Origin of the sequence: Micromonospora sp. MP36, assembly GCF_008119785.1 — a bacterium.
Taxonomy (GTDB): Bacteria; Actinomycetota; Actinomycetes; order Mycobacteriales; family Micromonosporaceae; genus Micromonospora.
This window is the reverse complement of record NZ_VSFA01000096.1, coordinates 1-16249: the sequence shown is the minus strand read 5'-3', so window position 1 is coordinate 16249 and position 16249 is coordinate 1. Positions and strand designations below refer to the sequence as shown.

At 69.1% G+C, this 16249-nt stretch carries 9 protein-coding genes; 4 read left to right on the top strand and 5 right to left on the bottom strand.

The features are described 5' to 3' along the window. Window positions 1-111: 111 nt before the first annotated feature. The 4 genes from FXF52_RS33605 (at window position 112) to FXF52_RS33590 (ending at window position 11696) form a co-directional block, all read left to right on the top strand. Window positions 112-4428, top strand: coding sequence for an alpha-L-fucosidase (locus tag FXF52_RS33605; RefSeq protein WP_187413875.1), 4317 nt, complete (start codon window positions 112-114; stop codon window positions 4426-4428). An 86-nt stretch (window positions 4429-4514) separates the two neighbouring features. Further along, the gene (locus tag FXF52_RS33600) at window positions 4515-6701 is read left to right on the top strand and encodes an NEW3 domain-containing protein (RefSeq protein ID WP_148803235.1); all 2187 of its coding nucleotides are present in this window, start codon (window positions 4515-4517) and stop codon (window positions 6699-6701) included. Window positions 6702-6735: 34 nt separating this feature from the next. After that, complete coding sequence (locus FXF52_RS33595; protein WP_148803233.1) at window positions 6736-8973, top strand: alpha-L-fucosidase; 2238 nt, start codon at window positions 6736-6738, stop codon at window positions 8971-8973. Beyond that, on the top strand, window positions 8970-11696 hold the full coding sequence (locus FXF52_RS33590) for a beta-N-acetylglucosaminidase domain-containing protein (RefSeq protein ID WP_148803230.1): 2727 nt from the start codon (window positions 8970-8972) through the stop codon (window positions 11694-11696). Before FXF52_RS33595 ends, FXF52_RS33590 begins: the two co-directional genes overlap by 4 nt. Before the next feature lie 150 nt (window positions 11697-11846). On the opposite strand, the gene FXF52_RS33585 is transcribed toward FXF52_RS33590, so the two are convergent. From FXF52_RS33585 to FXF52_RS33565, 5 genes are all read right to left on the bottom strand, one after another. Beyond that, window positions 11847-12524 (bottom strand): FadR/GntR family transcriptional regulator, encoded by a 678-nt coding sequence (locus FXF52_RS33585; RefSeq protein ID WP_148803228.1) that lies wholly within the window; start codon window positions 12522-12524, stop codon window positions 11847-11849. A gap of 98 nt (window positions 12525-12622) precedes the next feature. Continuing rightward, on the bottom strand, window positions 12623-13231 hold the full coding sequence (locus FXF52_RS33580) for an LUD domain-containing protein (RefSeq protein ID WP_255472620.1): 609 nt from the start codon (window positions 13229-13231) through the stop codon (window positions 12623-12625). Further along, window positions 13228-14673: a LutB/LldF family L-lactate oxidation iron-sulfur protein gene (locus FXF52_RS33575; RefSeq protein WP_148803224.1), complete on the bottom strand. Its 1446-nt coding sequence runs from the start codon at window positions 14671-14673 to the stop codon at window positions 13228-13230. The genes FXF52_RS33580 and FXF52_RS33575 overlap by 4 nt, the downstream gene beginning before the upstream one ends. After that, complete coding sequence (locus FXF52_RS33570) at window positions 14670-15380, bottom strand: (Fe-S)-binding protein (RefSeq protein WP_148803222.1); 711 nt, start codon at window positions 15378-15380, stop codon at window positions 14670-14672. The genes FXF52_RS33575 and FXF52_RS33570 overlap by 4 nt, the downstream gene beginning before the upstream one ends. Window positions 15381-15410: 30 nt before the next feature. Continuing rightward, window positions 15411-16124: a GntR family transcriptional regulator gene (locus FXF52_RS33565; RefSeq protein WP_148803220.1), complete on the bottom strand. Its 714-nt coding sequence runs from the start codon at window positions 16122-16124 to the stop codon at window positions 15411-15413. Between the last annotated feature and the right edge of the window lie 125 nt (window positions 16125-16249).

Below are 16249 nucleotides of genomic sequence, written 5' to 3'. Positions count from 1 at the left end.
GGAGCCGCACGCATGAGACGACGTCGAGAGCGCTTGCTTCGGATTGCCGGGTCTGCCGTGTCGGGTGTCCTGGCCCTGGTCATGGCCGGGAGCCCGGCGATCGCTTCCCCAATGGATGGTGACACCGCTGACCGTTACGCCGGTGACTATGCCTCGCTGGAGACGCATCCCACGCCGCAGTGGTTTGACGACGCGAAGTTCGGGATCTTCATCCACTGGGGCGCCTACAGCGTTCCCGCATGGGGGCCCCGGAAGAGCTACGCCGAGTGGTACGGCAACTACCTGAACAACAGGAACTCGGCCACCTATAACCATCACAGGGACACTTACGGTCCGGCCAAGAACTACGACGAGTTCATGGACGACTGGAAGGCCGAGAACTACCAGCCCGACGAATGGGTGAAGCTGTTCAAGGAGGCCGGCGCCAAGTACTTCGTGCTGACCGCCAAGCATCACGAAGGCGTCGCCCTGTGGGACACCAAGCAGAGCACCCGCAGCGTCGTGCACCACGGCCCGAAGAAGGACCTGGCCAGGATGTTGTTCGACGCGGCCGAGGGCTCGGGCTTGAAGCGTGGCTTCTACTACTCCAACTACGAGTGGTACAACCCGAACTACACGGGCCGGCAGCCGACCAACCCGTACACCGGCGCGCAGATCCCCTACACCGGTGTCACCAGCGGCGAGGACTACGTCACCGACTACATGCTGCCGCAGATGAACGAGCTCATCGACGACTACGACCCGGACATCCTGTGGTGCGACGGCGAGTGGGAACGGGACGCGAGCTACTGGAAGATGGGCGAGACGCTGGCCCACTTCTACAACCAGGCCGCTGAGCGACCGCAGCCCAAGGAGGTCGCCGTCGCCAACCGGTGCCGGGTCAAGCCGGGCCCCGGCTACCGCGGCGACCAGCTCGACTTCGAAACCCCGGAGTACGAGAAGGTCCCGGACGTCAAGACGAACAAGTGGGAGTCCAGCCGAGGGATCGGCTTCTCGTACGGGCTGAACAAGAACGAGCCCGTCGAGGACTACCTGTCCTCCGCGCAGATCGTGCACGACCTGGTCGACATCGTCAGCAAGAACGGCAACCTGCTGCTGGACGTCGGACCGGACGCCGACGGCACGATCCCCGAGGCGCAGGCCTCCCGGCTGCGCGATGTCGGGAAATGGCTGAAGACCAACGGCGAGGCGATCTACGGCTCGACGTACTGGACGCGCGCCGAGGAACCAGCCAGCGCCGTTCCCGTTCGCTACACCCTGAAAAAGGGCGACCTGTACGCGACGGCGTTGCAGTGGCCGGGGCGGACGCTGACGCTCGGCGCCGATCTGCCGGTGAGCACCAACACCAAGATCACGCTGGTTGGCGGCGCGTCAGAGGCGGTGCTCAAGTGGCACCGAAACCGCGCGGGCAACATCGTCATCACCATGCCGGACGGCGGGAACGCGGTCGACCCACTCGGTGCCGCCTACTCGTTGCGGATCCACACCCCGAACGCGCCGATCGTGGTTCGGGGGAGGTTGGAGCTACCGGCGCGGGTGTCGCCGGGTGCCACGGTGGATGCCACGCTGTCCTACACCAACGTCGGGGACGGCACGCTGACCGAGCTGGCCGTCACCGGCGTCACACCGCAGGGCTGGAGCATCACAGGTGCGCAGCCGGTGGCCTCCCTGAAGCCGCGAGAGACGGTCACGCAACGAGTGAAAGTCACCGTACCGGCTGACACGGTTGCCGGCAGCGTGCCGGTGACCGTCACCGCCTCGGTGGCCGGGCTGACGGTGACCGCCACCGACATCGTGCAGGTGGGGCGGGTCAACCTGGCGTTGGGCAGGCCGGTGAAGCAGAGCAGCCTGGCGTGGGACGGGGTGCCGGAGCGGGCGGTGGACGGCAATACCAGTGGCGTGTACGGGCAGGGCTCGGTCACCCACACTGCGGAGCCGTCGAAGCAGGCGTGGTGGCAGGTGGATCTGGGCGCCGTGGAGAGCCTGGCGGAAGTGCGGGTTTTCAATCGGACCGACTGCTGCGCCGGCCGGCTGAGCAACTACTGGCTGATGAGTTCCGAGCAGGAGATCCACGGGCAGACGCTGGAGGAGGCGAAGTCGTCGCCGGGGGTGACCGCGATCCGGCAGGCGGCCACGGCGGGCACGCCGAGCGTCATCGATCCTGGCGGGGTAAAGGGGCGCTATGTGCGTATCCAACTGGAGTCGGCCACCGACCCGTTGAGCCTGGCGGAGGTGGAGGTCTACCACCAGAAGGCGGAGACGCCGGGGGCGTCGAAGCCGGGTGTGGTGCCGGAACTTGCCAGCTGGCAGGCGGGCGCGGGTAGCTACACCTTCGCCGAGGACGCGCAGGTCACCTATCCTGCCGAGCACAAGGCGCTGTCCACGACCGGTGCGACGATGCCGGGGCTGGCCGACCGGACGCTGGCTGAGGTGGCGAAGACGGTGGCCGCCGACTACACGACGGTCACCGGGCGGGTGATGACGGCCGGACCGGGTACCCGGGGAGGCGATCACGGGATCCGGCTGCGGCTGGTGGCGGAGAACGAGTTGGGCGCCGAGGGATACCGGCTCACCATCGGCGATCGGGTGAGCATCGAGGCGAACACCACCGCCGGCCTGTACTACGGCAGCCGTACGGTGCTGCAGCTGCTGCGCCAGGACGAGAGCCACGACAGCCTGCCCAGAGGGCAGGCGGTGGACGTGCCGAGTAAGCCGCAGCGGTGGTTCGGCATCGACGCCGCCCGCAAGTACTGGTCGCCGGAGTACATCAAGGACACCATCCGCGAGATGGGCTGGACGAAGCAGAACATGCTGCAGCTGCACCTGGTCGAGCCGGAAGGGTTCCGCCTCTACAGCGACAACCTGCCCGGCCTCACCTCCAAGAAGTTCGCCTACAGCCGGGAGCAGATCCAGGAGTTCATCGAGCTGGGGCGGGAGAACAACGTGCAGGTCGTGCCGGGATTCGAGTTCCCCGGCCACGCCGACCCGGTGTCGAACTACTTCAAGGTCGGTATGGGGCACGGGCCCAACCCGGACGGGTCAGGCGCCACATCGGAAAACTCCTGTGGCCAGCAGTACGTCTACGGCTGGGTGACCCCGAACTTCGCGATGAACATCATGCGGCCCGAGGCCGTCACCGCAGCCAAACGCATCCTGGACGAGTTCACCCCGTGGTTCAGCAGCCCATACATTCACCTGGGCGGCGACGAGATGCCGCCGAACCTCGCCCAGTGCCCTGCAGTGCAGGCGTTCCTGGCCAAGAACTCCGACCGCTACAGCACCTTCGGTGATCTGTTCAACGACTACATCAACCAGGTCAACGACCACGTCGTCGGCAAGGGCAAGCGGTCCATCATCTACAACGGCTTCGAACACGCCAACGCGCCCAAGCAGCAGATCGCCACCGACGTCATCGTGATGGACTGGCTCGGCAACGCCAACGATCCCCGGCTCACGCCGTACGATCTGATCCAAGCCGGGCCATCGGGAAACCTCTACGTCACCGCCAACGCGGTACACAGGTTGTACGGCAGCCCATCCTGGGCGCACACGAGCTGGCGACTGAACGAGAGCCCGAAGCTGCTGGGCGGCATCGTGCACGTCTGGAACGACTACCAGATGTGGGCTCCGGACGCCTACTCCGACCAGTGGTCGGCGCCGCTGCGCGACGCGGCCGGCAACACCATGTGGCACAACGCCGCGCCCACCACCACCTACGCGCAGTTCACGCAGCTCAAGGCGGGGATCGGTAAAGCGCCTGGATGGAGCGGGTTCCCAGGCCAGCAGCCCACCACCGACGGCAGACCAATCCACACCTACACCTTCGAACCGGCCGCCTATCCAGAGGGCTGGAACGACGGCGCACCCGGCATGAACGTGCGCCCGGCCCTCGACGGGACCGGATCCCTGCACATGTCGACCCAGATCATCGGAGTGCCCTCCTATGTCGACGGACGCTCGGGCAAGGCGTTGAAGTTCAACGGCCGGGGTGACGGGTTGGGCATCGGCGGCCTCGACATTCCCGGACCGTGGACCTACACCCAGTGGGTACGCAAGGACGGAACGCTCAACGACGCCAACCTGTTCGGCTCCAGAGCCGGCAACATCAAGCTGGAGCAGTACGGCACCGGTGGCAAGGTCGGCTTCACCAAGGTCGGCGTCGGTGACTACGCGTTCGACTACTCGGTGCCGCTCGGGCAGTGGACCCAGCTCACCTTCGTCTCTGACGGTTCGAGCACCACCCTCTACGTCAACGGGGAGCGCCGTCAGACGCTGTCGCAGACCATCCCCCTGCCGCAGGCGTACTTCGGTCAGTTCAACGGCACCACGCTCAACGGGGCGATCGACGACGCCGCCGTCTACGCCCAAGCCCTGACCGACGAGCAGGTCCGGGCGCAGTACGCCGCATCGCTGACCACAACCGGCTGAACCGCCCTTCGACACACCGCCGGGTGGTGCACCGACCCGACAGCCGGTGCACCACCCGGCGGCCCGCGAATCCAGTAGGAGCTGAGATGGCGTACACCGTTCTGCCCCGACCGGCGCTCACCAGAGCGTTCGTCGTGCTGGTCACGGCGGCTCTGGCAGCCTTAGGGGCGCTGACCGTGCCGCAGGCGGCATCGGCGGCCACCCTGCCGACGGACCCGGAGGGAACGCCGACCATCGCACCGACCCCGCCCATGGGCTTCAACGGCTGGTTGAACTTCGGGTGCAACGTGACCGAGGACCGCATCGTCGCCGTCGCCGAAGCGTTCGTCAGCAAGGGGCTACGCGACGCCGGCTACACCTACGTCAACCTCGACGACTGCTGGATGGCCTCGACGCGCGACGCCGACGGGCGGCTACAGGCACACCCGACGAGGTTCCCCCACGGCATGAAGTGGCTGGCGGACCACCTGCACGCGCGCGGCCTCCGGTTCGGCATCTACTCCGCCGCCTCGGCCACGACCTGCGTGGGGTACCCGGCGAGCGGCGGCCACTACGCGACCGACATGCAGACCTTCGCCGACTGGGGCGTGGACTACCTCAAGCTCGATCTCTGCGGCAGCGAGCCGAACAACCTGATCGCCCGCAACTGCGACAACACCACCGCGTCGCGGAACTTCGAGAGCCGCTACGCCGAGGCGGCAGCCGCGATCCGCGCCACCGGACGACCGATGATCCTCGGGGTGTCCGCCCCGGCCTCCATCGCCTGGTGGTGTGGCTACGACAACGTCAGCTACCGGGACGCGATGCGGTGGGCGCCGAAGTACGGCGAACTGTGGCGCACCGCCGTGGACGCCGGGCAGAACTGGCACAGCCTGCTGTCGACGTACACGCAGAACACCCGGCTCGCGGACTTCCAGTCCAAGGGCCACTGGAACGACGCCGACATGCTGATGATCGGGAGCAGCAACGTATCGCTGATCGAACAGCAGACCCAGTTCACCTTGTGGGCCGCGATGGCCGGGCCCCTGCTGGTCAGCACCGACCTCACCACCATCTCCCCGGAATCGCTGCGCATCCTCACCAACGAGGACGTGATCGCGGTGAACCAGGATCCCCTGGGCGTCCAGGGCAGGATCATGCAGACCGGCGAGGGGTACGACGTGCTGGCGAAGCCGCTCGCCGACGGGGACCGGGCGGTGGTTTTGTTCAACCGCAGCGACGTCGCCCGGACCATCACGACCGATGCCGCGACGGCCGGTTTCGATGCATCGGACCGCCGGTACTTCCTTACCGATCTGGTGACCAAGACGCGTACCGAGACGGCGGGCCGGATCGCTGCCAATCTTCCCCCGCACGGTACGGCGATCTACCGCGTCAGCCGGCACGCCGACAGCGACGGCGGACCGTTCGCCCCGGCCGCCGCGCTGACCATCCCGGCACCGAAGTTCGACGGCCAGACGCCCGCGCCGGTGGAGGTCACGGTGACCAACAACGGCACCACGCCGGCCCACGACGTCAGCGTCGCCCTCCGGGCGCCGGACGGCTGGACGGTCAGCCCGTCCTCCCGCGCACTGGGGATGATCCTCGGTGGCGCCTCGACCACGGCGACCTTCGCGGTCACGCCATCGCCGGCCAGGCCCGGCCGGGCCGTCAGCACCCTGACGGCCACCGCCGGCTACGACCTCCCGGGCGGAGGCGACACCTCGGTGGCCGGTCAGGTCACCGTCGTCACCGACACCCCCTTCGACAACCTCGCCCAGGCGTTCGACAACATCGGCAGCACCGACGACAGCGCCCCCAGAGCGGGCAACTTCGACGGCTACGGCAACAGCTACTCCGCGCAGGCCCTGGCCGCCGCCGGCCTGACGCCGGGCGGCACCCTCCACCACGACGGCCTCAGCTTCACCTGGCCAGCGGCGGTCGGGGCGGCGAACAACCTGACCGGGCAAGCCACGGTCAAGATGACCGGCGCCGGTGGCACGCTCGGCTTCCTCGGCAGCGCGATCGGCACCGCGAGCGGAACCGGCACCATCACCTACACGAACGGCAGCACCCAGCAGTTCTCGCTGAGCTTTCCGAACTGGGCCGACGCACAGCCGGCCGACGCGGTCGTCTCCGCCCGCTACCGCAACACCCAGAGCGGCCCGGCCAACCATGGCTACTACTACCGGGTGTTCTACCGGGCGGTGGAGCTGCAGCCGGGCAAGCAGATCGCGACCGTGACCACGCCCGACAACGCAGCCATCCACATCTTCTCCATCGCTGTCGGGTGAGCGCCCCCGCCGGCCTTGAACCGAAGGGACGATCGTGAAACGTAAGCTTCCGCGCTCCGCGGCCGTGCTGGCTGCCGCCACGCTGCTGCTCGGGCTCCCCGCCGGCGGCGTCCGGGCCGCCGAGGAGGAGACCAGACCGGACTACCAGCCCACCGCTGACTCGTTGGACACCCATCCGGTGCCCGAGTGGTTCGACGACGCCAAGTTCGGCATCTTCATCCACTGGGGTGCCTACTCCGTCCCGGCCTGGGGACCGCGGGGCAGCTACGCCGAGTGGTACTGGGCGTACATGAACCAGCGCAACAGCCCGACGTACCAGCACCACCGCGACACGTACGGGATGGACTACAACTACGACCGGTTCATCGACGAATGGAAGGCCGAAAAGTTTGACCCGGGCGCGTGGGTGGACCTGTTCAACGCCGCCGGCGCGAAGTACTTCGTGCTGACCTCGAAGCACCACGAGGGCGTGGCGCTGTGGGACACCGCCACCGGCAGCCGCGACGCCGTGGACCGCGGCCCGCGCCGGGACCTGGCGGGCGAGTTGGTCGCCGCCGCACGCCGCGACGGCAAGCTGAAGAGTGGCTTCTACTACTCGCTCTACGAGTGGAACAACCCGAACTACACCGGCCGGCAGCCCACGAATCCCTTCACCGGCGCGCCCGTGCCGTACACCGGGATCGGCCCGGTGAACGACTACGTCCACGACTACATGCACCCGCAGATTCGCGAGCTGGTCGACAAGTACGACCCGGACATCCTCTGGTGCGACGGCCAGTGGGAGCGCTCGGCGGGGTACTGGGACATGGCTCCGGTGCTCGCCGACTACTACAACCAGGCCAAGAACCGCCAGCACCCGAAGGACGTCGCCGTCGCCAACCGCTGTAAGACCCGCACCGGCGCCCTCGACAGCCCCGAACTGGACTTCCAGACTCCGGAATACACCGTCAAGGCCGACATCGACCCGGTGAAGTGGGAGGCCAGCCGCGGCATCGCCCACTCCTACGGCTACAACGCCAACGAGCCGGAGGAGGACTACCTCACCTCCGACGAGCTGATCGACTCGCTCGCGGACATCGTCAGCAAGAACGGAAACCTGCTGCTCGACATCGGGCCGCGAGCCGACGGCACGATCCCCGAGCTGATGCAGCAGCGGCTGCGTGACATCGGGGTCTGGCTGCGGGTCAACGGAGAGGCGATCTACGGCACCACGTACTTCAGCCACGCCGAGGACCGGGCCAGCAACGTGCCCATCCGCTACACGGTCAAGGACGGCTCGCTCTACGCTACGGCGTTGAGGTGGCCGGGGGAGAAGCTCACCCTGGGCGGCGACCTGCCGTTCGACCAGTCCACCACGGTGCGGCTGCTCGGTGCGGACGGCTCGGCGCTGCCCTGGCAGCGGGACGCGCAGGGCAACGTCGTGATCACCACGCCCGGCGAGGCCGCCACCACCAGCGAACACGCGTACGTCTTCAAGATCTCCACGCCGGGCGTGCACCAGCTCGTCCGCTCCGTGCTGGCTGCCCCGGCCGAGGTGGCCCCGGGCGGCACGGTCAAGGGCACCGTCAAACTGACCAACACCGGCGGCACCAGCTCGCCCGACGTACGGGTCAGCCTGGCCGCGCCGGCCGGCTGGACCGTCGAGCCGGCCCGCACTGTAGTGCCCGAGATCCCGGCGGGACAGACGGTTGAGGTACCCGTGACGTTGTCCGTGCCCGTCGATGCCGCGACGGGCAGCCATCCGATCAGCCTCACCACGGAGGCCGGTCGGATGCGAACCCGGACTACCAAGACACTCGACGTGGTGCTGCCCAACGTCGCCCTGGGCAAGCCGGCGACGCAGCAGAGCCTGGCCTGGGGCGGCGTCCCGAGCCGGGCGGTCGACGGCAACACCGACGGCGCGTACGGGGCCGGGTCGGTGACCCACACCGCCGAGCCGTCGAACCAGGCGTGGTGGCAGGTAGATCTCGAGGCCAGTTACGCCATCGACCAGATCGCGATCTGGAACCGGACCGACTGCTGTGCCAATCGCCTGTCGAACTACTGGGTTTTGGTGTCCGACTCGCCCATCACCGCGGACTCGCTGGACGCCGCGCGCACCGCGCCCGGTGTCACCGCCCTGCACCAGCCGGGCCAGGCCGGGCGACCGACCCGGCTCGACCTGGCCGGCCTGCGTGGCCGCTACGTACGGGTTCAGCTCGAATCGGCCAGCAACCCGTTGTCACTGGCCGAGGTACAGGTACGGGCCAAACCGGATGGAGGCGCCCGATGAGAAGTCAACCCGCCGGACCCGGCCGTTGTCGGGTGCCCGGCGCGCTGCTGGCCACCAGTGTCCTGCTGATGCTCACCGCCATGCCGGCCAGCGCCCGCGGTGACGAGCGCATTGCCGCAGAGCTTCCCGTGGTGTCGCCGGCACCGCAGCAGATGAGCCGGGCGGGGGCAGACGTGGTGGTCCCCGGCAAGGTCGAGGTGGTGGTCGGCGACGACACCGATGCCGCCGCCCGTGACCTGCTGGTCGGCTCGCTCAAGCAGCACGGCGTTGACCGCGTCGACGTGGTGCTCACGGCCAGCCGCCACGCCGCTCTGACGGTGCACCTCGGCGCAGCCGCACGTGCAGACATCGCGGAGGCGCTCGGGTCCACTCCGGCGCCGGCCCACCCGGAGGGATACGCGCTGCGCGTGAGCCGCGAGGTTCCGCTCGGCACGGTCGGGCTCGGCGGTGTGGACCCGGCCGGGCAGTACTACGCAGTTCAGTCGCTGCGGCAGTTGTTCCTGCCTGGTGACGACGGCGGCTGGCGGCTCGCGGGAGCGCAGATCAGTGACTTCCCGTCGATGCCGCTGCGCGGCACCATCGAAGGTTTCTACGGGCCGCCGTGGACCCACGACGAACGGCTCGACCAGCTCGCGTTCTACGGCGATGTGAAAGCCAATACCTACGTCTACGCGCCGAAGGACGACCCGTACCACCGGGAGCGGTGGCGCGAGCCCTATCCAGCGGCGAAACTCGCCCAGCTGCAGCAGCTTGTCGACCAGGCGACTCGCCACCACGTACGGTTCACCTTCGCGCTGTCGCCGGGCAACACGATCTGTTACTCCGGAGACGCAGACCGCCAGGCGCTCGTCCGCAAGTTCCAAGCGATGTATGACATCGGGGTTCGCGCATTCTCGGTGCCGCTGGACGATATCTCGCTGCGCTTCAACTGCGACGACGACCGCGTTCGCTACGGAACCGCCAGCCAAGCGAGCGTGGGCCGGGCTCAGGCGGAGCTGCTCAACTATCTGCAACGCGAGTTCGTCGGGACCCGCGACGGCGTGCGGCCGCTGCAGACCGTCCCGACGCAGTACGGCGATTTGTCGGAGACCCCGTACAAGCGCTCCTGGCGCAGCGACCTGGTTGCCGAGGTGGTGGTGATGTGGACCGGCACCGACGTGGTGCCCCCCAGCATCACCAACGACCAGGCCCGGCGGATCTCCGAACTGTACGGGCGGGAGGTGTTCGTCTGGGACAACTACCCCGTGAACGACTACGGGAACACCCGGGGGCGGCTGCTGCTGGCGCCGTACGCCAAACGCGAGGCGGGCCTGTCGGACCATCTCGCCGGCATCGTCGCCAACCCGATGAACCAGGCGGCAGGCAGCAAGGTAGCGGTCTTCGGGGTCGCCGACTTCACCTGGAACGACCGAGCGTACGACGCGGGGCGCAACTGGCGGGAAGCAATGCGCTATCTCACGGGCGATGATCCGGTCGCGACCGAGGCGCTGCTGGTCTTCGGCGACCTCAATCACCTGGCGCCGACCTTCGGCACCACACCGTGGCAGCCGCAGGCGCCCGCGTTGCGGGCGAAGCTGGCCGAGTTCTGGCGCGTCTGGGAGGCGGGCGACCGTCACGGGGCGATCGCCGCGCTTCGCGGGTACGCCGACGCGATCGCGGGCGCACCGGACGTGATCCGTGCCGGAGCGGTGGTGGAGGGCTTCGTCGCCGACGCGACCCCCTGGCTGGACGCCACCGGTCTGTGGGGTGACGCGTTCGTTGCCACGCTCGATGCGCTCGCCGCCCAGCTCGCCGGCGATGGGGACAAGGCCCGACGCCTCCTCGAGACGGCTGAGGACCTCGTTGACCAGGCGTCAGCGGTACGCGTCGACCCCCCGGACAACTCCTGGGGCCGAGCACCGGTGAAGGTCGCCGACGGCGTCCTCGACACTTTCCTGCCTGCGGCGTGGGATTTGGTGCGGGAACCGATCCAAGCGCGGGTGCCCGCCACGGTGGTCTTCGACGACTCCGGGATCGCCACCCTGCCGGTCGAGGTGACCAATCGCACCGCAGGCTCGGCGACCGCGGTGACGGTGCAACTGCAGGTGAGCGACGGCGGCACTGTCGAGCCCCGCACGGTCGAGCTCGGTGACGTGGCGACCGGTGAGACGCGCCGCGTGGACGCGAGGTTGAGCTGGCCGGGTGACCGGACAGCCCGGGCAGCCACGGTGACGAGCACCGTCAGCTGGCAGGCGGGCCGCACTCAGCGGGTCACCCAGGAACTCCCGGTGCAGGTCACGTGTGCCAGCAGCCCAACCCGTCCGGCGGCGGTCACCTCCGTCGACAGCGAGGAGACGGCTGGCGAGAACGGTGCCGGCGCCAACGCGATCGACGGTGATCCGGGCACCTTCTGGCATACGGCATGGTCGGCGTCCAACCCGCCGCCACCGCACGAGATCCAGCTCGACCTCGGCCGCATGATGGACGTCTGCGCGTTGCGATACCTCCCGCGGCAGGACACCGACAACGGGCGGATTTCCCGCTACGAGGTCTACCTGAGCCAGGACGGCAAAACCTGGGCGAACCCGGTGGCCACCGGTCAGTTCAACTCCGATGCGAAGCAGAAATGGGTTCCGCTCGCGAATACCACCGCTCGGTACGTGCGGTTCGTGGCGCTTGCAGAGGTTCAGGGCCGTCCCTGGACCACTGCGGCGGAGATATCGGTCGATGCCGTGCCGCACTGACCGACGCGGCGTCGGCCACCGGTGGTGAGCTGCCGGACCAGTGACGGGAGCGAGCTCAAGCGGGCCACCCGGACCGGGATGCGACGTGCTCCGTGTCTGATCAGGCACGGAGCACGTCGGAAGGCCGCACCGAGCGCCGGGGGTTGGCCCTTATTCCGCCAGCGCCTGGCGTAGCCACTGCTCGACCCCGGCGACGTGGACGGTGGCCCACGCCCGGGCGATCTCGGGCTGGCGGTTGGCGATGGCGTCGCAGATGAGCCGGTGCTCGTCGAGGGTGCGGGCGACCGAGTCCTTCTGGGTCAGGCCGCGCCAGATCCGCGCCCGCTGGGTGGGTCCGGACAGCCCCTCGATCAGGGAGCACAGGACCTGGTTGCCCGAACCTGCCGCGATCCGCCGGTGGAACTCGATGTCGTTGGCGACGAGCTGTTCGACCGTCGGCGTAGGGCCGAGCTCGTCGAGGAGCTTACGCAGGCATCCGATGTCCTCGTCGCTCATCGTGGTGGCGGCCACCGCCGTTGCGGCGGGTTCGAGGATGCGTCGTACCTCGAAGAACTGCAGCACCGTGTCGTCGCGGTGGAAGTCGACGACGAAGGCCATCGCATCGAGGAGCAGTGACGGCTTCAGGCTTGTCACATATGTGCCGTCGCCCTGCCGTACATCGAGCACGTGGATCAGGGCCAGGGCTCGTACGGCCTCCCGCAGCGAGTTGCGGGACAGCCCCAGGCGCTCGGCAAGATCGGCCTCCCGGGGCAGGCGGTCGCCGGGCCGCAGCTCGCCGCTGGTGATCATCTGTTTGATCTTGTCGATCGCGTCGTCGGTCAGCGACATCGCGGGCGAACCTTCCTGCTGATACATCCGATGACTAGCAGGATAGTTCGACGGGCGGGGAGTCAGCACGGGTGGCTCGACAGCCGCGTCTCTTTGCCTCATCCAGCTGCTTCGGGCGTCAGCAGCACGACCTCCAACCGGCGGGGGCCGTGCACTCCCTCGACCCGGTTGAGTTCGATGTCGCTGGTCGCTGACGGGCCGGAGATCCAGGTCAGGGGTGCTCGTGGGTCGAGGCGGGCGAATGCTTCCGGGACCAGGCCGACGATCTGGTCGGTACGCACGACGCAGATGTGCCGGTCGGGTACCAGCGTCAGGGCCCGTCGCCCCTGGGTCGGGCCGGCGTCGAGCACGATGGTGCCGGTGTCGGCGATCGCCACCGCGCAGCCGGTCAGGACGGCGTCGACGCTGTCGAGTTCGGCCAGCGGCAGTGGGGGCGCGTCGCGGTGCAGCTGCCCGTCGAAGCCGGCCAGCCAGGCCGCGGGTACGTCGGCGGGCACGGCGAGCCGGTCCACCTCGGCGAGGATCCGGGGCAGGGCGTCGCGGTCACGGTGGACGGCGGCCTGGTAGTCCTCGAGACGGTCGACGAGGATCTCCACCCGGTCGGCGGGCTCGGCGGCGCGCCGGTATCGGCGGGGCACCTCGACCGGTGGCGGCGCGTCGGCCAGGGCGGTACGCAGGCGGGCCAGGATCTCGTCACGGGCGTTCAACGCTTCTCCCACCATTCACGGAACGTCTGCGGCGCGGGCAGCGGGGCGTCGCGGGACTGGGTCCATGCCGATCCCGGCCACGGCAGCCAGCGCAGGGTGCGCGCGCCGGTCCGTCGTTGGCGGGACGTCCCGAGGGGGCCGGTGCCGAGCCGGGCGGCGCGCAGGGCGGCGGCGTACCGACGGGGGTTGCGCATGATCCAGGACAGGCCGCGCATGGTGGCCCGCTCGGCCGCCGGGTGTGGTGCCTGCTGGCGCAGGTGGATCAGCACCTCCGGAATATTGATCTTCACGGGGCAGGCGTCGTAGCAGGCCCCGCAGAGGGTGGAGGCGTACGGCAGGGAGGCGTTGTCGGCCACCCCGGTCAGCTGGGGCGACAGGATCGCCCCGATCGGGCCGGGGTACACCGAGCCGTAGGCGTGGCCGCCGGCACGCTCGTACACGGGGCAGACGTTCAGGCACGCGGAGCAGCGGATGCAGGACAACGCCTGCCGGCCGACCGGGTCGGCGAGCACCGCCGAGCGGCCGTTGTCGACCAGGACGATGTGCACCTCCTGGGGCCCGTCGCCCGGTGTCACGCCGGTCCACATCGACGTGTACGGGTTCATCCGCTCACCGGTCGAGGAGCGGGGCAGGAGCTGGAGGAACACCTCCAGGTCGGCGAAGCTGGGCACGATCTTCTCGACGCCGACGACGCTGATCAGCGTCTGGGGCAGGGTGAGGCACATTCGCCCGTTGCCCTCCGACTCGACCACCACCAGCGTTCCGGTGTCGGCCACGGCGAAGTTGGCGCCGGAGACGGCGACCTTCGCCGACAGGAACCGTCGTCGCAGGTGGGTGCGCGCCGCCTCGGCCAGTTCGCGCGGTTCGTCGCTGAGCTCCGGGGGTGCGTCGGCCATCCGGCGGCGGAAGATCTCGCGGATTTGCGCGCGGTTGTAGTGGATCGCCGGTACCAGGATGTGTGACGGGGTGTCGTCGCCGAGCTGCACGATCAGCTCGGCGAGGTCGGTCTCGTAGGCGGCGATGCCGGACTCGGCCAGCGCCTCGTTGAGTTCGATCTCCTGGGTCGCCATCGACTTGACCTTCACGACCTCCGTCGCGCCGGCCGCGCGGCTGAGCTCGACCACGACGCGGCAGGCCTCGGCCGCGTCGCGCGCCCAGTGCACGCGTGCGCCTGCGGCGGTGGCCGCGGCCTCGAAGCGCTCCAGCAGCTCGGGCAGGCGGCGCTGCACGTCGGCCTTGATCGCGGCACCGGCGTCGCGCAGCGCCGCCCAGTCGGGCACCTCGTCGACCACCCGCTGCCGTTTGCCACGGATCGTGCGGGTGGCGCGGCGCAGGTTGGCGCGCAGTTGCGAGTCGGCGACCTCGGGCCGAGCGGCGGTCGGGAAGGGCAGGGGAGCGGTGATCCGGCCACCGCCGTGGGGAGGTGTGGCGCGCTGGCTCATGCGGGTGCTCCGGGCGAGGCGAGGATCTCGGCGTAGTGCATCACCCGGACTCCGGACCGGCCGCGGCCGAGGCCGCCGCCGATGTGTGCCAGGCAGGAGTTGTCGGCGGCGGCGAGCACGCTCGCGCCGGAGTCCAGGACCCGGCGGCACTTGTCGGTGAGCATCGCGGTGGATACGTCGGGGTTCTTCAGGGCGAAGGTGCCGCCGAAGCCGCAGCACTCCTCGGCGTCGCCGAGTTCGACCAGCTGGATGCCCCGCACCTGGCGCAGCAATGCGAGGGGCTTGTCGCCTAGCCGCAGCATCCGAAGGCCGTGGCAGGTCGGGTGGTAGGTGACCCGCTCGGCGAACTCGGCTCCGACGTCGGTGACGCCGAGGACATCGACGAGTAGTTCGGACAGCTCGTAGGTGCGGGCGGCGACGGAGGCAGCGGCGGGGTGCAGATGCGGGTACTGGTCGCGGACCATCGCGGTGCACGAGCCGGACGGGGTGACGATCGCGTCGTAGCGGTCGAAGACGTCGACGTAGTTGCGGACCATCGGCAGCGCCTCGGCGCGGTATCCGGTGTTGGCGTGCATCTGGCCGCAGCAGGTCTGCGCGGTGGGGAAGTCGACGGTGTGGCCGAGCCGCTCCAGGATGCGGGTGACCGCGATGCCGGTCTGGGGGAAGGCGATGTCGTTGACGCAGGTGATGAACAGGGCGATGCGCAAGCTGGCTCCTCGGTGCGTGCCGGCCGGGGGTCAGGGCGCTGGCGCGGGTGGGCCCGCTGGCGGCAGCTGGTCGAAGGCCGGCAGATGCCGCTGTCGGCCGGCGGCCAGATGGTCGCGCATCGCCGCCGTTGCGGCCTCCGGATCGCCGAGGGCGATGGCCTCGGCGATGCGCTGGTGCTCGACGGTGGTGTCCGCGGCCTTGGCGGCCGGGAAATACAGCCGGTGCAGGTGCAGGTGCGCGTGAAGCCGGTTGATGGCCTCGCGTAGCAGCACGCTGCCGGCGACCTCGGCGATGAGGTCGTGGAACTTCGCGTCGAGCGCGGTGAACGCGGCATGCTCGCGGTATCCGTCGCCGGCCTCGATCCCGATGGTCGCGTCGGCGGCTTTGCTGATCCCACGCCGGCCTGCGGCGGAGGCATTGGTGGCCGCCCGGGCGGCGGCGGCGCCTTCCAACAGCATGCGCATGTCGAACAGGTCGTCAAACTCGGCCCGGTTCAGCAGTGGGGTCGTGGTGTAGCCGGACAGCGGGCGTTTGCGTACGAGGCCGTCGGATTCCAGCCGCGCCAGCGCCTCTCGTACGGGGGTGGGGGAGACGTCGAGTTCTCGGGCCAGAGCGTCGATGTTCACCCGTTCGCTCGGGGGGAGGGTGTGGTCCATGACCAAGCCCTTGATCGTCTCGTACACGTCCTCGGTCAGGGTGAGCCGTCGGGCGGGGCGGACCCGGCCACGCGTCGTTTCCGTCATCTCGTCTCCTTCGGCCCCTTGACTGTGACGATGTGAGCAGGTAGACACTAGCAGGCGAACATCCTATAGGAAAGATCCCACTAGATCGGCTCCTGGGGATGCGTACCCTACCACCACCCCCCCTC